General features: G+C 72.1%; 18 protein-coding genes and 2 pseudogenes. 7 read left to right on the top strand and 13 right to left on the bottom strand.

Going from position 1 to position 19,355, the window contains the following annotated elements; translation table 11 throughout:
- The first annotated feature begins 41 nt into the window (after positions 1-41).
- On the top strand, positions 42-1,151 hold the full coding sequence (locus ACIP4P_RS08960; RefSeq protein WP_400916168.1) for an FAD-dependent monooxygenase: 1,110 nt from the start codon (positions 42-44) through the stop codon (positions 1,149-1,151).
- Positions 1,152-1,226: 75 nt separating this feature from the next.
- On the opposite strand, the gene ACIP4P_RS08955 is transcribed toward ACIP4P_RS08960, so the two are convergent.
- The 4 genes from ACIP4P_RS08955 to ACIP4P_RS08940 all read right to left on the bottom strand — a co-directional run bounded on the left by ACIP4P_RS08955 (position 1,227) and on the right by ACIP4P_RS08940 (position 5,051).
- A complete protein-coding gene (locus ACIP4P_RS08955) occupies positions 1,227-1,547 on the bottom strand; it encodes a hypothetical protein (protein ID WP_400916167.1) in 321 nt (106 codons plus the stop codon).
- Positions 1,548-1,587: 40 nt separating this feature from the next.
- Positions 1,588-3,183, bottom strand: a complete 1,596-nt coding sequence (locus ACIP4P_RS08950; protein WP_400916165.1) for a HEAT repeat domain-containing protein — start codon at positions 3,181-3,183, stop codon at positions 1,588-1,590.
- A gap of 161 nt (positions 3,184-3,344) precedes the next feature.
- Positions 3,345-3,581: an amidohydrolase family protein gene (locus ACIP4P_RS08945; RefSeq protein ID WP_400916416.1), complete on the bottom strand. Its 237-nt coding sequence runs from the start codon at positions 3,579-3,581 to the stop codon at positions 3,345-3,347.
- A 405-nt stretch (positions 3,582-3,986) separates the two neighbouring features.
- Entirely contained in the window at positions 3,987-5,051 is a 1,065-nt protein-coding gene (locus ACIP4P_RS08940) for an aldo/keto reductase (RefSeq protein ID WP_400916163.1), read from the bottom strand.
- A 137-nt stretch (positions 5,052-5,188) separates the two neighbouring features.
- Between ACIP4P_RS08940 and ACIP4P_RS08935 the strand changes: the two genes are divergently transcribed.
- A complete protein-coding gene (locus ACIP4P_RS08935; RefSeq protein WP_400916162.1) occupies positions 5,189-6,025 on the top strand; it encodes a helix-turn-helix domain-containing protein in 837 nt (278 codons plus the stop codon).
- An 86-nt stretch (positions 6,026-6,111) separates the two neighbouring features.
- On the opposite strand, the gene ACIP4P_RS08930 is transcribed toward ACIP4P_RS08935, so the two are convergent.
- Positions 6,112-6,837, bottom strand: a complete 726-nt coding sequence (locus ACIP4P_RS08930; protein ID WP_400916160.1) for a dienelactone hydrolase family protein — start codon at positions 6,835-6,837, stop codon at positions 6,112-6,114.
- Between the two features lie 213 nt (positions 6,838-7,050).
- On the opposite strand from ACIP4P_RS08930, the gene ACIP4P_RS08925 reads away from it, so the two are divergent.
- The 3 genes from ACIP4P_RS08925 to ACIP4P_RS08915 all read left to right on the top strand — a co-directional run bounded on the left by ACIP4P_RS08925 (position 7,051) and on the right by ACIP4P_RS08915 (position 12,059).
- On the top strand, positions 7,051-9,360 hold the full coding sequence (locus ACIP4P_RS08925) for a serine/threonine-protein kinase (protein WP_400916159.1): 2,310 nt from the start codon (positions 7,051-7,053) through the stop codon (positions 9,358-9,360).
- Positions 9,361-9,589: 229 nt separating this feature from the next.
- Positions 9,590-10,267 carry a TetR/AcrR family transcriptional regulator gene (locus tag ACIP4P_RS08920; RefSeq protein ID WP_400916157.1) on the top strand — a complete coding sequence of 226 codons (678 nt, stop codon included), beginning with the start codon at positions 9,590-9,592 and terminating at the stop codon, positions 10,265-10,267.
- A 181-nt stretch (positions 10,268-10,448) separates the two neighbouring features.
- Positions 10,449-12,059, top strand: a complete 1,611-nt coding sequence (locus tag ACIP4P_RS08915) for a cytochrome bc complex cytochrome b subunit (RefSeq protein WP_400916155.1) — start codon at positions 10,449-10,451, stop codon at positions 12,057-12,059.
- Positions 12,060-12,267: 208 nt separating this feature from the next.
- Here the strand turns inward: ACIP4P_RS08915 and ACIP4P_RS08910 are convergent, their stop codons facing one another.
- The 4 genes and pseudogenes from ACIP4P_RS08910 to ACIP4P_RS08895 form a co-directional block, all read right to left on the bottom strand.
- Positions 12,268-12,738, bottom strand: a complete 471-nt coding sequence (locus tag ACIP4P_RS08910) for a hypothetical protein (protein WP_400916154.1) — start codon at positions 12,736-12,738, stop codon at positions 12,268-12,270.
- Between the two features lie 264 nt (positions 12,739-13,002).
- Positions 13,003-13,293, bottom strand: a complete 291-nt coding sequence (locus ACIP4P_RS08905; RefSeq protein ID WP_350514291.1) for a DUF3703 domain-containing protein — start codon at positions 13,291-13,293, stop codon at positions 13,003-13,005.
- Positions 13,294-13,341: 48 nt separating this feature from the next.
- Positions 13,342-13,944: a TetR family transcriptional regulator gene (locus ACIP4P_RS08900; RefSeq protein WP_400916152.1), complete on the bottom strand. Its 603-nt coding sequence runs from the start codon at positions 13,942-13,944 to the stop codon at positions 13,342-13,344.
- A 207-nt stretch (positions 13,945-14,151) separates the two neighbouring features.
- Positions 14,152-14,469, bottom strand: a pseudogene (locus tag ACIP4P_RS08895) (transposase); the annotation flags it as partial.
- A gap of 386 nt (positions 14,470-14,855) precedes the next feature.
- Here ACIP4P_RS08895 and ACIP4P_RS08890 point away from each other — a divergent pair.
- Entirely contained in the window at positions 14,856-15,284 is a 429-nt protein-coding gene (locus ACIP4P_RS08890) for a hypothetical protein (protein WP_400916150.1), read from the top strand.
- A gap of 13 nt (positions 15,285-15,297) precedes the next feature.
- On the opposite strand, the pseudogene ACIP4P_RS08885 reads toward ACIP4P_RS08890, so the two are convergent.
- The 4 genes and pseudogenes from ACIP4P_RS08885 to ACIP4P_RS08870 all read right to left on the bottom strand — a co-directional run bounded on the left by ACIP4P_RS08885 (position 15,298) and on the right by ACIP4P_RS08870 (position 18,216).
- Positions 15,298-15,887, bottom strand: a pseudogene (locus tag ACIP4P_RS08885) (IS5 family transposase).
- A 45-nt stretch (positions 15,888-15,932) separates the two neighbouring features.
- Entirely contained in the window at positions 15,933-16,535 is a 603-nt protein-coding gene (locus ACIP4P_RS08880) for a GrpB family protein (RefSeq protein ID WP_400916148.1), read from the bottom strand.
- A gap of 324 nt (positions 16,536-16,859) precedes the next feature.
- The gene (locus ACIP4P_RS08875; protein WP_400916146.1) at positions 16,860-17,705 is read right to left on the bottom strand and encodes a hypothetical protein; all 846 of its coding nucleotides are present in this window, start codon (positions 17,703-17,705) and stop codon (positions 16,860-16,862) included.
- The gene (locus ACIP4P_RS08870; RefSeq protein ID WP_400916145.1) at positions 17,698-18,216 is read right to left on the bottom strand and encodes a SigE family RNA polymerase sigma factor; all 519 of its coding nucleotides are present in this window, start codon (positions 18,214-18,216) and stop codon (positions 17,698-17,700) included. The genes ACIP4P_RS08875 and ACIP4P_RS08870 overlap by 8 nt, the downstream gene beginning before the upstream one ends.
- Positions 18,217-18,469: 253 nt before the next feature.
- On the opposite strand from ACIP4P_RS08870, the gene ACIP4P_RS08865 reads away from it, so the two are divergent.
- Positions 18,470-19,291, top strand: coding sequence for a hypothetical protein (locus ACIP4P_RS08865; protein WP_400916143.1), 822 nt, complete (start codon positions 18,470-18,472; stop codon positions 19,289-19,291).
- The last annotated feature ends 64 nt before the right edge of the window (positions 19,292-19,355 follow it).

The raw sequence follows: 19,355 nt of genomic DNA, 5'->3' as shown, positions 1-19,355 counted from the left end.
CGGACGTGCTCGTACGGAAGTGCTCGTATGAAGGAGCTTGCATGAAGACCGTGCTGATCTCCGGCGCCGGTGTCGCCGGGTCCGCGCTCGCCCACTGGCTGCACCGTCACGGCATCGCCGTGACGGTCGTGGAACGCGCACCGGGTCTGCGCCCCGGCGGCCAGGCGGTGGACATCCGTGGCGTCGCACTCGATGTCACCGAGCGGATGGGGCTGCTGGACCACGTCCGAGCCCACCGCACCAGGATGCGCGGCATGTCCGTACTGGACGGCGACGGCAGGGAGATCCACCGCTCCACCGAGACGACCTTCAGCAGCGGCCGGCTCGCCAACGACGACGTCGAGCTGCTGCGTGACGACCTGCTCCGCATCCTGCACCAACAGGCTTGCGCCGACGTCGAGTTCGTCTTCGGGGACCGGATCACCGCGCTCGACCAGGACGAGGACGCGGTACGGGTCGCCTTCGAGCACGGCCGCCCCCGGACCTTCGACCTGGTCGTGGGGGCCGACGGCCTGCACTCGGCCGTACGCCGGCTGGCCTTCGGGCCCGAGGAGCAGTTCACCCGCCACCTGGGCATGCATCTGGCGATCTTCAGCGCGGACAACTTCCTCGCCCTGGACGACTGGCAGCTGTGGCTCAGGGACGGCGAGGCCGGCTACGGCATCTACCCGGTGCGGGACAACACGGAGTTGAGGATCACGTTCGGCTTCGCGGGCGAACCGCTGCCCGCCGGCCACCGTGACGCCGACCGGCACAGGCAGTTCGTCGCCGAGCGGATGGCGACGCTGCGCTGGGAGACCCCGAAGCTGCTGAAGGCCCTGTGGGAGGCACCCGACTTCTACTTCGACGCGATGACGCAGGTCCGCATGGACCGCTGGTCGAACGGCCGCACCGTCCTCCTCGGCGACGCGGGCTACTGCGCCTCCCCGCTGTCCGGCCAGGGAACCAGCCTCGCGCTCGTGGGAGCCCACGTACTGGCCGACGCCCTGCGCCGCGCGGACGGCGACCACCGCGCGGCGTTCGCCCGCTACGACGAGCGCATGCGCCCCTTCGTCGAGCTCAACCAGGCACTCGCCACCGAGAACCCCGGCGGACCGGCTGCCGAAGCCTCCGTCGAACGCGCCAAGAACGCGATCGCACTCGACGACTGACAGCGCGCGCGAGGAGCAGCCCCCGGCGCGGCCCGACCGCGAGGGGGTCGGGCCGTGCGGCCGCTGTCAGGTGGCTCAGTGCCTGCGGTCCTCGACCGCCCAGTCCTCCCCCAGGTCGCGGCGCAGCGTCTCCAGCGCCGCGTCGGCCTCGCGTCGGAACGATTCCTGCTGGTCCCGGGTCCAGGGCGAGGGGCCGGCCGGGTGGTCCCAGTCGAGGGAGGACTGGTACAGGTCGGAGAGTCTCGTGAGCTCGTTCCGGGTGGCCGGGGTGATGGGCAGGGTCTCCAGGACGCAGGGGTATCCGTAGGGGCTGTCGAGGTCGGGGTCGCCGGGAGGGCCTGGCCACAGCGGGGTGTCGACCCCGTACTCGAAGAAGAAGCGCAGGTGAGAGGGCATGCTCCAGCCTTTCACAGCACCGGGCACACGCCGAGCCCGGTCACCGGCCGGCAGGCGCCGGGCGGAGTGCGTCGTGCAGCAGTTGCACCACGTCGTCGGTGAGTTCGGTCCGGCGCCGCTCCGCCAGGGCGAGCAGTTCGGCGGCCTGGGCGGGGTCGGCGTCGAGGGGCGTGACCGGGCGGGTGCGCCAGCGGTGCGGGGCCAGGGCGCGGATCCGGGTGGTGGCGTCGGTCCTGCCGCGGGCCGCGAGTCGGGGGTGGGGGTCGCCGCTCACGAGGAGGGCGGCGCGCAGGGCGGTGGGGCGGTCGCGCCGGTTCAGCAGCCGGTAGCCGGCCCGGCGCACCGCGGGCCGCTGCGGGTCGGCGAGCATGTCCCACAGCAGGTCGGCGGGCAGCTGGGCGGCGCTGGGGGCGAGGGCGGCGGCGGCCTCCCTGACCACGGCGCCGGAGCCGTCCCCGAGCAGTGCCGTGACGCGGGGGACGGGCACCGCGTCCAGGCTCCGCAGGGCGCGCAGCGCCTGGACCCGGACCTGAGCGGACGGGTGGTCCAGGAGGGCGGTGAGCTGGGGGCCGTCGGCCCGGCCGCCGGTCTCGGCGAGCCCGGCGACGGCCCCGACCGGCGGCTCGGCGCTCTGGACGGCCGTGCGGTAGTACGCCCGCGCGTCGGTGCCGGTGCGGCGTGCCGCCTCCCGCGCCAGGGCCCGTACCAGCGCGGACGAGTCGTCGAGGAACGGCACCACCTCCTGGGGCGAGCCGGTGCGCATCAGCCCGGTGAGGGCGGTGATCCGCACCTCGGCGTGCCGGCTGCGGGCGAGGCGGCGCAGCAGCTCGGCCTGGTCGCTCCACACCGCCTGGCGGGCGGCGGCCTCGGCGGCCCGGGCCCTGACCTGCCGGTCGGGGTCGCTCTCGGCGAGGGCGGCGAGCTCACGCAGCCCGAGGCGGTGGGCGACGGTGTCGAGGACGAAGCGGCGCACCGACGGCTCGGGGGCCGTCAGCAGCGCTCCGGCCCGGGCCGTGCCCGACGCGTCCAGCAACGGCGCGATCAACTGGCCGTGGGCGAAGGCGCCGTGGCGGCGCCGGTTGACCAGTAGGGCCGTCCGCACGGTCTCGGGGGTGGCCAGCCGGGGGTTCTCGTGGAGCAGAACGGCCAGGCCCGCGCACGCCTCTCCCCGTACCTGTCGGACCCAGTCGCTGGTCCGCAGGACGAGGAACGGCATCAGCTCGGGGTGCGGCTCGTGCAGGATCCGCCGCACCGCGCGCTCACGAGCGCGGCCGTCGCCGTGCGAGGCGGCCAGGGCGAGCGCGACCGGGTCGTCCTCGGTGGGCGAGGGGTCCGGGCGCCTTGCGTACCACGACTCCCGTCGTATGGAGGCGTCCAGGCGCAGCAGCAGCTCCGGACGCCGCGTCAGCGCACGCAGTGCTTCGAGCGAGTCCGCGAGCTGCCCGGCCGAGCCGACCTCCAGCAGCGCGGCGGTCAGCTCTTCGAGCGCACCGCCGTCCCGGGTCCGTGCCCCGGCGATCGCCAGCCGGACGCGCTCCAGGGCGTCCGTGCTCGGGGAGGGCTGCGGGAGGACCGGGAGGGGCTGGAGGGACGGGACGGCCTGGAGGGGCTGCTGACGACGGGAGAAGAAGCTCACCGCGCCATCCTGCCTGATCAGAGCGTCCTGCCGCCCCCCATTAACGACGCCGTCAGCCGGTTACAGGTGGCCGGCCACAGGTGGGCGGCTACAGGTGGGCCGTCACAGCCGGAGGAGCCGGCGGGCGTTGCCGGAGGCGATCCTGTCCTTGTCGGCGTCGGTCAGGCGGAGCGGGAGAGCTCGAAGGGGAGGAACTCGCCGGCGTGTCCGAGGATCATCGTCGCGTCCGGATGCCGGTCGAACACCCCGGACATGACCACGCGCATGGCGTGGCCGCCGGTGGTGGCCTGCCAGCTCCACAGCGCGCCGTCCAGTTCGGGGTGGCCGTCCAGGACGTGCCAGTGGTCCGCGGGCGGCATGCCGAGGTGCAGGTACAGCGGTACGCCGAGTTCCGCCAGCGCGGCCCAGAGCCGGTCGAAGGCGGGGTCGTCGAGGTAGCGGCCCTGGCAGGCGGGGCTGCTGCTCTGGACCGCCCTGCACGGCCTGGTCGCGCTCTACAACGCGCACGGCAACCTGCCCTGGCCCGACCTCACCGGCCTCATCACCCACACCCTCGCCCTCCACACCGGACGAGCCCCCGAGGAGATCGCCGAACTCACCCGGGCCGCAGGGCTGACCGGTCACGAGTAGTCACCCTCCGGCACCTCCGATCCGCGCGGGACCCACGGCAACACCGCCCCCTGAGCGGACGGATCCGGCGGGCGTCCGGCCGGGCGGGCCGACGCCGGTGGAACCAGGGGTGGTCGGGTGGCCCGCCGATCCGCCGCTGACGGCCTGCCGTCAGCGGCGGGTACGGCTGGCCGTCAGCCGCGGGTCTCGATCCGCATACCGCCCGTGGTCACCTGGCGGATGGGCTCGCTCGTCAGCAGCTCGTGCGGCTGGCCGAGGGCGATCGCGCTCGCCGCGTCGAGCCGGGCCAGCTGGGCGTCCGTCAGCTCGACCGTCAGGGCGCCCAGGTTGTCCTCCAACTGGGCGGGGGTGCGGGCGCCGAGCAGCGTGCTCGTCACGCCCGGCCTCCGCAGCGTCCAGGCCAGCGCCACCTGGGCCGGGGTGTGCCCCAGCTCGGCGGCCACCTCCCGGACCACCCCGGCCACGCCGAGGCTGCGTTCGGTGAGGGTGCCCAGGGCGAGGTTGTGGCTCCGGCGGGTGCTCCCGTCGGGGCCGGCGCCCGTCGCGCCCACGTCCTCCCGGCCGTACTTGCCGCTGAGCACCCCGCCGCCGAGCGGCGAGTACGGGACCACGCCCAGGCCCATTTCCCGGGCCATCGGGATCAGGTCGCGCTCCGCGGTGCGTTCGATCAGGCTGTACTCCAGCTGCAGCGCGACCAGCGGGGACCAGCCGCGCAGGTCGGCGATCGCCTGCATCCGGGACACCTGCCAGGCCGGGGTGTTGGAGATCGCCACGTACAGCACCTTGCCCTGCCGGACCAGGTCGTCCAGGCCGCGCAGCACCTCCTCCACCGAGGTCCGGACGTCCCAGACGTGCAGGTACAGCAGGTCGAGGTAGTCGGTGCCGAGCCGCCGCAGGCTGCCCTCCACCGAGCCGAACAGCGCCTTGCGGTGCCCGCCCCCGGAGTTGGGGTCGCCGGGGCGGCGCAGCGTCGAGTACTTGGTCGCCAGCACCAGGCGTTCGCGCTCCTCCTGGGCGAACTCGCCCAGCAGGCGCTCGGAGCTGCCGTCGGTGTAGGTGTCGGCGGTGTCGAGGAAGTTGCCGCCGAGCCCGACGTAGTGGTCGAACAGCTTGCGGGCCTCGGCCCGTTCCGCGCCCCACCCCCATTCGGTGCCGAAGGTCGCGGTGCCCAGGGCCAGCGGTGAGACCCGCAGTCCCGAGCGGCCCAGCAGCCGGTAGTCGTCGAGGGCCAGTGCCATCAGGTACTCCTGTGCTCGTTTGTGCTCGTATGTGCTCGTGTTCCGTTGCCGGAACCGAGTCTGCGGCGGCGCCGGTCCGGGGGTAAGGGACGGCTCTTCCTGGGAAGATCGCTCCCACCCTGGCGGTTGGACCGGTCATGACGACCCGAACCATGGACACCGCCCAGGAGCTGGCCGCCTTCCTGCGGAGCAGGCGCGAACGCCTCGACCCCGACCGGCTGGGCCTGCCGGTGGCCCGGCGGCCCCGGCGGACGCCGGGGCTGCGCCGGGAGGAGGTCGCCGAACTGGCCGGGGTCAGCACCGACTACGTGGTCCGGCTGGAGCAGGGCCGCGGGCTGCGGCCCTCGGTGGAGGTGCTGGCGGCGCTGGCCCGGGCCCTGTGCCTGGAACCGGGCGAACGCGACTACCTGTTCGATCTGGCCGGACACCGCCGCCCCGGCACCACCGGTGGGCCGGCCGCCGGTGCGCCGCCGTCGCTGGCCGCCCTGGTCGGTGACCTCTCGCCGCTGCCGGCGATGCTGCTGGACCACCGCTACGACATCCTCGCCTGGAACCCCGAAATGGCCCGGCTGCTACCGGACTTCGAGGCCGTGCCGCCGGCCCGGCGCAACGCGATGTGGCTGTGCCTGCTGCACCCGGCGATGCGCGGCTTCTACGCCGACCGGGAGCAGGTGCTGCGGGACGGGATCGCCCACCTGCGCGCGGCCTGGGCCGCGCACCCGGAGGACCGGGAACTGTCCGGCCTCATCGCCGAATTCGCCACGCAGGACGAGGACTTCGCCCGTCTGTGGTCGGAGCGGGAGGTCGGCGTCAACGGACGCGGCCGCAAGGTGCTGCGGCACCCGGTCGCCGGTGCGATCACCGTCGACTTCGACATCCTGCTGCCGCTCCAGGACCCGGAGCTGCGCCTGCTGGTCTACCGCCCCGCGGACGACGAGAGCCGAGCGGCCCTGGACCGGCTGTGCGCGCGGTGACCGGGGCCGGCTGTGCGCGCCGCGACCGGGGCCGAGGAGGGTGACCGGGGCCGAGGAGGGTGACAGCCCACCGGGAGCCGGTCGGATCAGTCCGTGACGGGCAGGCACTCGGCGAGCAGGGCGACGACGTCACGCCAGGCCCGCTGGGCGTGCCGTGGGTGGTAGCCCACGCCGGGAGGTGTGGCGTGGTCGACCGTCGGGTGGTGGAACGCGTGCAGGGCGCCGCCGTAGACCGTGAGGCGCCAGTCGACGCCCGCGGCCTGCAGCTCGGCGGTGAACGCCTCCCGTTGCGCGGGTGGCATGATCGGGTCCTCCGACCCGACCCCGGCCCAGACCGGGCAGCGGATGCGTGCCGCCTCGCCCGGTCGGCCCGTGGTCAGTGCGTTGACCGTCCCGATCGCGCGCAGGTCGACGCCGTCGCGCCCGAGTTCCAGTGCGACCGCGCCGCCGGTGCCGTAGCCGACGGCCGCGGTCCGGTCGAGGTCCGCCCGTGGTTCGGCGCGCAGCACGTCGAGCGCGGCGTGGCCGATGTCCCGCATGCGGTCGGGGTCGGCGAGCAGCGGCAGGCAGCGGGCCAGCATCTCCTCCGGGTCCTCCAGGTAGCGTCCGCCGTGGAGGTCGAAGGCCAGGGCCACGTACCCCAGTTCGGCGAGCGCATCGGCCCGGTGGCGCTCGACGTCGCTGAGCCCCATCCCCTCGGGTCCGATCAGGACCGCCGGCCGGCGCCCGGCACCGGCCGGGAGCGCGATGTGGCCGATCATCGTCAGGTTGTCGGCCGGGTAGGCGACCGTACGGGTGGTGATCGTCGTCATGTGACCGGACGGTACTGACCGTTGCGCCCGCCCGGGGTGGTATTCGCCGATGGCAGACAGCGGCGTCGTGCAGCAGGCGAAGTCGTGCAGCGGGCGAAGTCGCACGGCGGGCGGACCTGCGGGTCCGAGGGCTGCCGTCGGTTCGTGGACGGGTCCCCACTAAGCTGGGCCGGTCGGCCGGGTGGCCGCTCATACCGGGGGAGGGGTCGGAACGTGACCTTGCTGGAGAACGATCCGCGAGCGATCGGCGGGTACCTCCTCGAGGGCAGGCTCGGCGCGGGCGGGATGGGCGTGGTGTACCGCGCCCAGTCGGTGTCCGGGCGCCAGGTGGCGGTGAAGGTGATCCGGCCCGAACTGGCCGCGGACGCCGAGTTCCGGGCCCGGTTCCGGCAGGAGGTCACGGCCGCGCGCAAGGTCAGCGGGGCGTTCACCGCACCCGTGCTCGACGCGGACGCCGACGCGCCGGCGCCCTGGCTGGCGACGCTCTTCATCGCCGGTCCCTCGCTGGGCGAACGGGTCTCCGGCCAGGGCCCGTTGACCCCGCCCGAGGTGCACAGGCTGGCCGCCGGGCTGGCCGAGGCGCTGCGGGAGATCCACCGCGTCGGGCTGGTGCACCGCGACCTCAAGCCCGGCAACGTGCTGCTCGCCGAGGACGGCCCGCGCGTCATCGACTTCGGCATCGCCAAGTCGGCCGGCGAGACCCAGCTGACCAGCACCGGAGTGGCCGTCGGCACCCCGCCGTTCATGGCGCCCGAGCAGTTCCGCAGCGGTACGGCGACGGCGGCCACGGACGTGTTCGCGCTGGGCTCGGTACTCGCCTTCGCGGCCACCGGACGCGGGCCGTTCGGCGTGGACTCCTCGCACGCGGTGGGGTTCCGGGTGGTGTACGAGGAGCCGGACCTGACCGGACTCGCGGCGGAGCTGCGTCCGCTGGTCGTCGCCTGCCTGGCGAAGGAGCCGGAGCAACGGCCCACGGTGGAGCAGCTGTTGGGGCTGGCCGCGCGTGGTGAGCGGGACCGGACGGTGCAGTTCCGGACGGGGCCGGTGACGCCGACGGCCCCGGCGGCCTCAGGCCCGGCAACACCGCCGCCGACACCGACGCCGACGCCGACGCCGACGGCAGCCTCAGGCCCGGCAGCGCCGACGCCGACGGCCCCGGCGGCTCCGCTCGCACCCGTGGCGCCCCCGGCCCGTGCGACCGCGACGCCGCCAACGCCGACGACCCCGCCCACTCCCCCCGCCGGGGCCGCGGCGCCCACGGACCCGGCCCCGGTCCCGGTCCTCCCCTCGTACCTGGCGGCCCCCTCCGGCCCCCCGTCCCTCGCCGAAGCCGCCCTGCGCCCGCGCCCGCGCAGGCGCCCGCGCAAGGGCGTGCTGGTCGGCTCGGCGCTGTCCGCGGTGGTCGTCGCCACGGCGGGCACCCTGGGCTTCCTCGCCTGGCGGGACCACGTCCCCGACGAGCCGGTGTCCCACGGGCCGAAGTCCGGCCCGTCCTCCTCGGTGCCGGTGACGACCGTCGACTCCGCCTGCGGTCCCGACGGCAAGCAGGCGGTCGGCGCGGACGGGCTGCAGGTGGCCCTGGTCAAGCAGTGGCAGGCGGATTACGCCAAGGACTGCCCGGGTGCCGCGATCACCTTCAACGGCCCGTCGAGCGGCACCGTGATGGACCAGTACGCGACCTTCAAGTCCGACGGCGTCGCCCTGGACTCCCCGATGACGGACGATCAGCGGGCCGTCGTCGGCCACAGCTGCCCCACCGGCTACGCCTCCCAGATCCCGGCCATCGTGCTGCCGATCGCCGTGGTCTACAACGTGCCCGGACTGAAGGGGCTGACGTTCGACGCCCCGACGCTCGCCAAGATCTTCACCGGCAAGATCACCAAGTGGAACGACCCGGCGATCAAGGCCCTCAACCCGGTCTGGAACCTGCCGGACTCGCCGATCGACGCGCGGGTCCCGAGCAACGAGTCGACGTCCACCGCCATCTTCACCCAGTACCTCGCCAAGGCGGCGCCCGCCGACTTCCCGTACAAGCCGGGCCGGGCGTGGCCCGACAAGTCACGGTCCGCGTCCGGCACGAACGCGTCCGACCTCCCCGCCTACGTCGCCGGGGGCCAGTGGTCGATCTCCTTCGTGCCGCTCCCGGAGGCCGGCACCCTCCAGAAGGCCAAGGTGAGCTCCGGCGGCGACCAGGCGGTGGAGCTCACCCCCAAGTCCGCCAGCCTGATGGCCGCCGGAGGCTCGGTGCAGGGCACGGGCACCAACCTGACGGTCACGATCGACTACGCGAGGCCCCACTCGCTCAGCTACCCCATCGTCGACGTCGGCTACATCGACTTCTGCGACCACGGCGGGGCCGACCGCGCCTTCGCCGGCACCGCCGTCCTGACGAACTTCCTGGCCCACGGGCTGAGCCCGAAGGGCCAGGCGGCCGGCGAGAACCTCATGTACGCCCCGCTGCCGGACGCCCTGGCGCAGCGCGTGCTGACCTCCCTGGCCCCGCTGCGGGTGAAGCCCCAGTAGTCGATCGAGGAGGCGGTCAAGGGGGAGGCAGAACCACGGTTCTGTTTACGGGAGTTGCGCCTGACCGCGCGAGCCCGCCGGCCCCGAGGGCCGCAGAGACGCTGCGGGACCGTCAGCTTGGCGGGCGGCCCGACGGGGAGCCGATGACGGCCGATAGGCTGCTCCACGCCCGGTTCCTCACTGCTTTTCCGCCTTCTGACGATCCGCGACGATTGCCGAGGTCACCGTCTTGCCCCCCGCTCCGAACGGCTCCCCCGCCAGCCCGACGGCGGCGCCCCCGCGGCGCCGTGACGCCGCCCGTAACCGGCAGTTGCTGGTGGACACCGCCCGCGACCTCTTCGCGCGGGAGGGCCTGGGCGTGCCGCTGGACCGCATCGCCAAGGCCGCGGGCATCGGCAACGCGACCCTCTACCGGCACTTCCCCACCCGCGAGGCCCTGATCGAGGAGATCTTCGCCGACACCCGCACGGTGTTCGCCGAGGCCGCCGCCGGCGCACTGGCGGAGCCGGACGGCTGGCGGGCGCTGTGCGGCTACTTCGAGCGGATCTTCACCCTGGTCGCCGACGACCGCGGCCTCAACGACCTGGTCACCGCCACCGCCCGCGACTCCCGGTTCCTCGCCGAGCTCTCCGAGCGCAACGCCACGACGGTCGCCGCCCTGGTCGTCCGCGCCCAGGAGCAGCACAGCCTGCGCACCGACGTGACCACGATGGACCTGCTCATCCTGATGGGCCCGCTGGTGCGCGCGATGCCCGCCCTGACGGAGCAGCAGCCGGACGGCTGGCGCCGGCCCCTCGCCCTGCTGCTCGACGCGTTCCGCCCCACCGACGGGACGCACCCGCTGCCCGGTGCGCCGCTCGGTCCCGAGCGCCTGGAGGAGGCCTTCCTCAACCTGTGGGAGGCATGAGGGCGGCTCAGCGGTCGACCGTCGTCTGTCGACCGCCGACCGCCAACCGCCAACCGCCAACCGCCGACCGCTGTTAGCGTGAACACCGCGGACTAGAAACAGGGACCACTCCCCGGTTAATCTGACCCCGACATGGGGCGGGGAGTTATCCCCGTTTCACTTCTGACTGGGGTGTGGGGATATGACCCGGAATCAGGACCGAGGGCGCGGGCAACGGGCGGCCGACTGGGCGGACGGGCGGCTGGGGATCTACACCCTGGCCAGGGCGAACCTGCGGAAGATCTTCCCGGACCACTGGTCCTTCATGCTGGGCGAGATCTGCCTCTACACGTTCGTCATCATCATCCTGACCGGCGTCTGGCTCACCCTCTTCTTCAAGCCCTCGATGGCCGAGGTCGTCTACAACGGCTCGTACGTCCCGCTCAAGGGCGTGCCCATGTCCCAGGCGTACGCCTCGACGGTGGACATCGGCTTCGAGGTCCGCGGCGGCCTGCTGATCCGCCAGATCCACCACTGGGCGGCCGTGGTCTTCATCGCGGCCATGTTCGTGCACATGATGCGGGTGTTCTTCACCGGCGCGTTCCGCAAGCCGCGCGAGATCAACTGGCTCTTCGGCTTCCTGCTGCTCTTCCTCGGCATGCTGGACGGCTTCTTCGGCTACTCCCTCCCCGACGACCTGCTGTCGGGCACCGGCATCCGCTTCATCGAGGGCGTGCTCCTGGCCGTGCCGCTGGTGGGCACGTACCTCCAGATGTTCCTGTTCGGCGGGGAGTTCCCCGGCCACGACATCGTGCCGCGGTTCTTCACCATCCACGTGCTGCTGATCCCCGGGATCATGCTCGGCCTGCTGGTGGCGCACCTGATCCTGGTCTTCCACCACAAGCACACCCAGTGGGCCGGCCCCGGCAGGACCGAGAAGAACGTCGTCGGCATGCCGCTGATGCCGGTCTACGCGGCAAAGGCCGGCGGGTTCTTCTTCCTGGTCTTCGGCATCATCGCGCTGATGTCGGCGGTCGCCACCATCAACCCGATCTGGGCGTACGGCCCGTACCGGCCGGACCAGGTGTCCACCGACGCCCAGCCCGACTGGTACATGGGCTTCGCCGAGGGCCTGATCCGCGTCATGCCCGGCTGGGAGATCGGGCTCCGGGGCCACACCCTCAACCTCGGCGTGCTCATCCCCTTCACCCTGTTCCCGGTCGTCCTCGGCGCGATCGCCGGCTACCCGTTCATCGAGGGCTGGGTGACCAACGACCGGCGCGAACACCACCTGCTCGACCGGCCGCGCAACGCGCCCGTCCGCACCGCCCTCGGCGCCGCCTGGATCAGCGTCTACCTGGTGATGCTCGCCGGCGGCGGCAACGACCTGTTCGCCACCCACCTGCACCTGTCCCTCAACACCATCACCTACGCGGTGCGGGCCGGCTTCTTCGTCCTCCCGGTCGTCACCTTCGTCGTCACCAAGCGCTGGTGCCTCGGCCTCCAGCGCCGCGACCGGGAGAAGGTGCTGCACGGCCGCGAGACCGGCGTCATCAAGCGCCTGCCGCACGGCGAGTTCATCGAGGTGCACGCCGGGCTCGACCCCGCCGAACTGCACCAGCTCACCGCCCACAAGCAGCACCGGCCCATCCCGCTGCCGGCCCGGACGGACGGGAACGGCGTGGCCCGCAAGGCCGGCGCCCTCACCCGCACCCGGGCCAGGCTCTCCCGCGGCTTCTACGGCGAGGGCGGCCAGGTCCCCAAGCCCACCGCCGAGGAACACCACGAGCTCACCAGCGGCCACGGCCACTGACCGCCACGCAACCGCACCTCACTGATCGACAAGTACGGCCTGACGGCCCTGATCGCGCTCGCCCGCGGCCGGATCAGGGTCGGCCTGGGCGGGACGATCGGCATCCGGATCACGCTCGACAACCTGGAACAGCGGCTGGTCAGGCCGGACCGGCAGCCACCGCGCTCCTACTGCCCGAACTGACCCTCCCCGGCCCGGGGCGCGGCCGTCAGGACAGCGGGCCGGCCAGCACCTCGGCGGCCAGGTCGCGCAGTTCGGCCACCAGTTCCTCCGTCAGCCCGCCGCCGTGTTCCTGCTGGTCTTCCGCCCGGTACAGCCATGCACGGAACGGCCGCAGCGGCGAATCGGGGTCGTCGTAGGGGCACAGCTCGAAGCCGACCCGTTCGGCCGCCGCCAACGGATCGAGGCGGCCGTCCAGCAGGTCCCGCAGGCAGTACCGGGCCAGCGCCCGGTCGCGGCCCTCGACGGTGGTGGGCAGCCGCAGCACCGGCCAGAGTTCCTGCTCCACCTCGGCCAGCAGCCGGTGGGACTCCAGAACCTCCCCGTCGGACAGCACACCCAACTCCCACAGACCCGGCGTGTCCACCCCGCCCGCCAGCGCCGCCCGGGCAGCCTCCACCGCCGCGACGGCCGACTCCGGCCAACCGACGGCGCGCCGCTCCAGCAGCAGCCGACGCAACGGCTCCAGCGCCTCAGAGGCTGTTGTTTGAACCTTGTGCCCTGGTCAGTGCGGGTGTGCTGCGCTTGATAGGGGTGAGGCGTTCGTTTCGCCGTCACAGTGACGGAGCAACGAACGCCTCGACACCCTTGATGAGCCGGCTGGGTAACCCGGTAGTTGTCCTGCCGTGCCCGCTGGGGGTTGGGCCTCGCCGCCGGAGACCTGATGCCGATGCGACGTGTGCGTTGCCCAACTCGCACGGGCCTTCCGCAGTGAGACGATCGACTAAGGAAGGGGCGTTTCGGTGGCCTGCGGGCGGGGGTTGCGGTCAAAGGCATAGGCGGCGCCCATCAGGAACAGTTGGGTGCCGACCCGGTCGAGGCGGCACTGCTTCCAGGCGGTGGCGAGCAGGCCCCGATGTGCGGCGACGTGCATGACGAGGTTGTCGTGGCCGATGTTGTGGGCGCGTCCGAAGTGGCGGTAGGCCGAGCGGAAGTCGCGGGCACTCAGGGCTTCGCGCCCGGCTTGCATCTCGGACTCGTACGCGGCGGTGAGGGTGCCTTCGGCCTGGGGCATGGTTGTGTTGCCTCCTGGATGGGTGTGGATCGGTAGTGCCGACCGGCTCTAAAGTCCCTTGATGAGCAGGTCGAAGGCTTCGTCGATCAGCTCGTCGAGGGGGCGCGGGTTCGTCCGGCGGTGGTTCTCGGCAGCCTGGAGCGCCGCGAAGGCGGCGCCCACCAGGAGCGTGGGGTATAGGTCTGTTCCTACGGCACCGCCGCCGAGCCGGACGGCGATTTCGTCAGCGAGCGCGGCCATGGTGCGGTCGACCTGGTCCATGCGCAGGCGCAGGAAAAGTTCCGGGTGACGGCGGTAGAGCTCCTGGAGAAGCTCCCACTCCTCGGCGAAGTCGTTGAAGCCCGCAGCGCTTGCCATGGCCTTGACGACTTCGCGGACCGCGACGGCCGTGGGTTCGTCGGCGGGGCGTGTGCGCAGTTCAGCCACGATCTCCTCGGCCGTCCACTGGTGCGGCTCCAGGGAGAAGGCGGCGTCCTTGGTCGGGAAGTAGTTGAAGAAGGTCCGTGGGGAGATGTCAGCCGCCTGGCTGATCTGCTCGACCGTCACCTCGTCGGGCCCGCCGTGCTCCAGAGCCAGCCGGACGGCTGCGCCGCGGATCTGCACCCGGCGGGCGATCTGGCGTCGTTGGCGTCTGGCCTCTGCGGAATCCATTTTTGCACTCTATGCAGTCATTGCAGACTCTGCAAGAAGTGCAGTGGGTGCAGTTTTTGAAGATCCCGCGACGTGCGGAGCGCGCATGCAGACTGCCGTGGGATAGGAGAGGCGGGGAGGATCTCTGGAGGTTCGGGTCATGCCCGTGTGGTTCCGTAGCGGTGGCCGGTCTACGGAGTTGCCAAAGGAAGCTGGGAGCCTTCGTCATGCTGCGAGTGCGACCCCGGGGTGTGCGGTGGTTGTAGCTTCACGACTGAGACGTCGGAGCATGAGGGTGATGGCGCTCCACCTGAGGTGGGCTTCGGCGTGGGCTGGGAGGCGTTCGTAGTCGCGGCAGTTGCGGCGGGCGCGCATGAACCACGCCGGCGACCTCTCCACGACCCATCTGCGGGGTAGGACGACGAAGCCCTGGGCGTCGTGCGGTCGTTTGACGATCCTGACTGCGATGCGGAGGTGCTTCTCGGCCCAGTCGACGAGTTCGCCGGCATAGGCGGAGTCGGCCCAGACGATGGTGATCTCGGGGTGGGCGGCGTGCCACCACAGCGGCCCGGATCGCGGCCACCTTGACACGCGAGCGACGCACCGATCTCCATTGCGCCGACCTGCACCGCGCCGAACAGAACACCGCCTCCGCCCGAGCCCCCGTCCTCAACCGGTTGCCGCACGCCGGGCAAGACCGCTCCAGATCACCGGCCATCCAGTCAGCGTAGAACGACCAGCACCCAGGGGGCTTGTCGTGCCTGGCTCAGACACAGGGTCTCATCCCGTTCCATCGCGCGAGCGTAACCACCCACCCCGGCCCGGCGCGACGCGTTTTGACCCGCTCGCGGACCGCCCGGCGACCGTGACCAGCCCTCGCCGCCCTTGCCAGGACGTGCATCGGAAGTGAGCCGTGCGCATAGGGTGTCGGCATGTCGCTGAGTTACATAGCCCTCTCGTCTGGTCGTTCGATCGAGCTCACTGAGCTGCGGATGTCTTCGACCTATGGGGGATTCCTGGAGGGCTATCCGTGCAAGCCCGTCAACGACATGATCGTAAGCGGCCTCCAGCGGGAGGCCGGACGCGCGTTTTCCGCGCCGGTCCATCTCGTTCCGCCCTGCCGCGAGTGTCCAGACCAGACCGCTGGCGCCTTCGGCCCTGTTGAGGTGCTGCCTGACGTGGCTTGCATAGGCCTCTTCCGCTCGGCAGCGGTCGCTCCTGAGCTCAACCCGGTGCTGCACCGTTCCGCTCTCACCGTGGTCTGGTTCCAGCCTGTCCTGGATGTCCCGTCAGGTGAGAATGCTGGTCTTGAGCTTCGTAGCATTCACTGGGAGGAACTGGCCCAGGACTACGAGCTCTGACGACGCATAGTGATCACAGCCACTCGTTGATGGCTGCGATGAGGACGGTTGCTTCGTAGCGGACCGCGAGCTTGTCGTATCGCGTGGCAGCGGCACGGTGCCTCTTGAGGCGGTTGATCCCGCATTCAACCGCGTGGCGCTCGCGGTAGTCGGCCGGGTCGAAGCGCGGTGGCCTGCCGCCCCGGGAGCCGAGATTCCCAGACCGTGATCATCAGGCTCGGTGAAGACACCGCCCGGTGGTTCCTTCTGCAGACCACCCTGCTTCCGGGCCCCGGCCGCATGCTGATGAGCGCGGCACACAGTCGAGTCGACGCTCAGGTCCCACGTGATCGCGCCCGTCGCGTCAGCCAGGGACTGGAGCCGAGCGAGGACCCGGTGCCACGTACCGTCCTGCTGCCATCGGCGGAACAGGTCGTAGATCCGACCCCACGGCCCGTACTCGATAGGCACGTCCTGCCATGGAACACCGGTGCGGACCCGAAACCGTATGCCGTCGATCAGCTGCCACCGAGGCCAGACATGCGGCCGTCCCGCCTTCGTTCCCCTCGGCAACAACGGCTCCAACACTGCCCACTGTTCATCAGTGAGATCTCCCCGCGCCATGGATCACGATCATCCAACGCTCAAGATCCACTTTCGATACACGGCCTAGGACGTCGTGCCGTGCGGGGCCCAACCCGTCTCGGCGGCCCAGGAGTTGGCGACGGTGATGACGAGGTCGACGACCGGGTCCTTGATGTCGGCGTAGACGCCGATGTCACCGACCGCACCCGCGAGGAGGGTCTTGAACTGTGCGTAGGCGGGCACCGCCTCGGGATGGGCACGGAACCAGTCGCGGAAGAGAAGAGCGAGGCGCTCGTTGGGAGAGCCGAGGAGGCGGACATGGAGGTTGCAGTCTGCGCCGGCGTGGCTGCGACGTGACCACAGGCGCTTGGTCCACCGTTCGGGGTCGTCGTCGAGTCCGGCTGGGACGTGGTCGTGCTGGTACGGGGAGCGCCGGAATCCCATGGCGGCCAGGGGCTGGTCGAAGGCACGCTCGGCCTCCGCCAGATCGGTGACGGTGATCTGGAGATCGAAGACCGGTTTCGCGGCCATGCCGGGGATCGCGGTGCTGCCGATGTGCTCGATGTGCTCGATGTGCACCGGCAGCGGCGCGAGTTCCGAGCGCAACTCGGCTGCGAGGGCGAGTCCGCCTGCTTGCCAGGCGGGGTCGTGGGCGACGACGACGATGTGTTGGGTGTCAGCGGCCATTCGCACAAGTCTAGTGCTCGCAGTCCGGAACGCTCTTGGCGGCCGTGCTCGGGGACGGCGGGTGGTCCGGCTTCCTGGCCCGGAGCGGCGGTTCGGGACCGGCGGGCGGTGGCCGAGCCGGTGTCAGGGCACGCCCATGGCCGGCCGGACCGCGGACGCCCCGGCCGTCGAAAGGCCTCGCCCTCGCCGACGCGGGCCAGCAGACCAGGATCCCGGCGGCGGCGCCCGGTTCGCCGCCGCCGGGGCTGAAGGCGCACGCGCGCCCGCGCGTCCCCGTGCTGCCACGGGGTCGGCCGCTCCACCGCCGGGTGCCCGGAGTGGCGGTTACTGGTCGGCGCCCTTGCTGTTGGGCTGGGTCTTCTGGTTGTAGATCTCCTTGCCGGCCGCGTCGAAGGCGTGGACGTAGGGGTTCGGGGAGCCGGAGCTCCCGTTGGCGCCGGTGGAGGTGGCCGCGGCGTAGACGAACGCGCCGTGCGCCATGACGGCCGGGTACTGCGTGGGGTCGTCGCCGTAGCTGATGGTGACCTTGGCGACGTCGGGGGTGTAGTGCCCGGCGCCCAGCGAGAGGGACGTCCCGGTGCCGGCCGACGTGGTGGAGTCGTCGAAGAACTCGATCAGGTGACCGACGCCCCACAGACGGTCGTTGATGAACGTCGCGGGGACGGACGAGCTCCTGCCCTTGTCGCCCTTCGACTCACACTGCACGTACTGCTTCGCGGAGTTGACGGCGATCACCACCCCGTCGGTGTCCGCGGACGCGACGGGCGTGCGGACCGCGATCACCGCGTCGAACGTCGACGCCTCCGCACCCAGGCAGGAGGCCAGGATCGCGGAGACGGTCCCGGCGTCGATCGGGGACGTCGCCGTGCTGATGGCGGTAGGAGGGGCTGACGGCCGGGGGGAGGCCGACACGGAGGAGGCGTCCGTGGTGGCCGGTCCTCGCTGGGGGCCCAGTGGTTGCTGCGGTCCCGATGAGGGCAGCACGGACGGGAGGGCCAGGCACAGGGCTGCCGCCGCGGCGCAGGCCGCGGTCGCGCCCAAGGCGCGCCGCCGGTGGCGGCGCCGGTCGGCGCGGCGGCGGATCTCCGCGGCGGGCAGGGCCGGTGCGGGCAGCTGCTCGCCGAGCAGCCGCAGCCGGTCGGCCAGGGTGTCGTGGTGGGGGTCAGACACGGAGCTTTCCTTCCTCGCTGGTCGGGGCCTGGTCGGCGTCGGTGAGTATGGCCGCGAGCGCGGTCCGGCCGCGGGAGAGGCGGCTCTTGACGGCACTGACGCTGGCGCCGGTCTCGGCCGCGACCTGCTCGACGGAGAGGTCGCACATGTGGTGCAGGACCAGGGCGCCCCGCTGGGCCTCGGGCAGGTCGCGGAGCGCGTTGACCAGCGTCAGGTGCTCCTCGGTGGGCGGCTCGACGGTGGGTGGTTCCTGGCGGTGGTGGCGTCCGGCCAGGTGCAGGCCCCGGGCGAGGCGCCGCCAGCGGGAGTGGGCCAGCCGCCTGGCCGTGGTCCGGATCCACGCCTCCGGGGCGTCGTCCGGGTCGAAGGTGCTCCTGCGGTCCCACGCGCGGATGAAGGCCTCCTGGACCACGTCCTGTGCTTCGGACCAGTTGCCGGTCAGCGCGTAGAGCTGCCCGGTCAGGCGGGAGAAGGACGCCGCGTAGAACGCGTCGAACTCCTGTGGCGTCATCAAGGGCCTCTCCTCCGGGGCTGTCCGTCGGCTCACGGGACAACCGGTGCGCGCGGGAGCACTCCTCGGCCGCGGCGGTGGAGCCGTGCCTCCTGGACGGAGCGTCCCGCCCTGTACGCACGAGCACCGTCCCAGGGTCGCACCGGCGGCCTATGACGTGGATCACGTGGGCGGGGTGCGACCCGCCGGGCGCCACGGGGCGTACAGGGGTGCTGGCATCAACCGGACGCCCGCAGGAAAGGACAACGGATTCATGCGTATCCGCCCGATCATGCTCATCGCCGCCACCGCCACCGCCGCGGCCCTCGCGACCGCAGGGGGAATGGCCACCGCCGCAACCGGCACCGCCACCCCCACCCCCGCGGCCGCCCCCGTGGCCGCCGCCACGCCCTCCGCCGCGCCCACCGCCACGCCGACCCCCCAGGCCCCCAACGCCGCCGAAGCCGGCCCGGCCGGCACCGCGGCGGTCCCCGGCAAGGGCCCGTCCGCCGGCCCCGTGACCGTCACCCCGAGCGCCTTCAAGATCACCAGCACGGCGACGTCCCCGATCGACGCCGCGACCGCCACCAAGATCCTGGCCTCCTGCCTGGGCTCGGAGGCGTCGCAGTACCACTCGGTGATCGCGGTCCGCACGCCCACCGCCACCGCGGACACCGACGGCGTCGTCGTCGCCGTCAACTCCGCCAAGCAGTACGTGCAGTGCGAGTCGAAGGGCGCCAAGGGCACGAGCTCCTCCGTCCCCGCGACGTTCATCAACGACCGCCTGTGGGGCGTCGGTCACCTGGTCGAGTTCTTCGACGACTCCACCGCGCCCGTCGGTGGCGGGAAGTTCCTCACCCTGGGCGCCGGGCACTACACCCCCGACGTCGCCAAGGTCACCATCAGCTACGGCGACGACCCGACGCAGTACCCGGCCGTCATGGCGGACGGCGCGTTCGTCTACACCGCCGCCATCTCCACCGGCCAGGACTCGGTCTCCTCCACCCCGAACCCGTACGTCCACGCCTTCAACGCGGCCGGCAAGGAGATCTACAACCAGAAGACCCAGCCCAACATCAAGGGCGCCCACCAGTAACCGCCACCCCGAACGGCCGACCCCGCAGCAGACACGGCCGGTGAGGCAGAGGTGGGTGTGGGGG

The organism is Kitasatospora sp. NPDC089509 (genome assembly GCF_044749365.1).
GTDB lineage: Bacteria > Actinomycetota > Actinomycetes > Streptomycetales > Streptomycetaceae > Kitasatospora.
Note: the sequence above shows the minus strand (reverse complement) of the source record. Positions and strands in the feature narration are given on the sequence as shown.

Coding starts and splice junctions, on each gene's coding strand:
- ACIP4P_RS08960 (WP_400916168.1), top strand. CDS start 42: ATGAAGACCGTGCTGATCTCCGGCGCCGGTGTCGCCGGGTCCGCGCTC.
- ACIP4P_RS08955 (WP_400916167.1), bottom strand. CDS start 1,547: ATGCCCTCTCACCTGCGCTTCTTCTTCGAGTACGGGGTCGACACCCCG.
- ACIP4P_RS08940 (WP_400916163.1), bottom strand. CDS start 5,051: ATGGCACTGGCCCTCGACGACTACCGGCTGCTGGGCCGCTCGGGACTG.
- ACIP4P_RS08935 (WP_400916162.1), top strand. CDS start 5,189: ATGACGACCCGAACCATGGACACCGCCCAGGAGCTGGCCGCCTTCCTG.
- ACIP4P_RS08930 (WP_400916160.1), bottom strand. CDS start 6,837: ATGACGACGATCACCACCCGTACGGTCGCCTACCCGGCCGACAACCTG.
- ACIP4P_RS08915 (WP_400916155.1), top strand. CDS start 10,449: ATGACCCGGAATCAGGACCGAGGGCGCGGGCAACGGGCGGCCGACTGG.
- ACIP4P_RS08905 (WP_350514291.1), bottom strand. CDS start 13,293: ATGCCCCAGGCCGAAGGCACCCTCACCGCCGCGTACGAGTCCGAGATG.
- ACIP4P_RS08900 (WP_400916152.1), bottom strand. CDS start 13,944: ATGGATTCCGCAGAGGCCAGACGCCAACGACGCCAGATCGCCCGCCGG.
- ACIP4P_RS08890 (WP_400916150.1), top strand. CDS start 14,856: ATGTCGCTGAGTTACATAGCCCTCTCGTCTGGTCGTTCGATCGAGCTC.
- ACIP4P_RS08880 (WP_400916148.1), bottom strand. CDS start 16,535: ATGGCCGCTGACACCCAACACATCGTCGTCGTCGCCCACGACCCCGCC.
- ACIP4P_RS08870 (WP_400916145.1), bottom strand. CDS start 18,216: ATGACGCCACAGGAGTTCGACGCGTTCTACGCGGCGTCCTTCTCCCGC.
- ACIP4P_RS08865 (WP_400916143.1), top strand. CDS start 18,470: ATGCGTATCCGCCCGATCATGCTCATCGCCGCCACCGCCACCGCCGCG.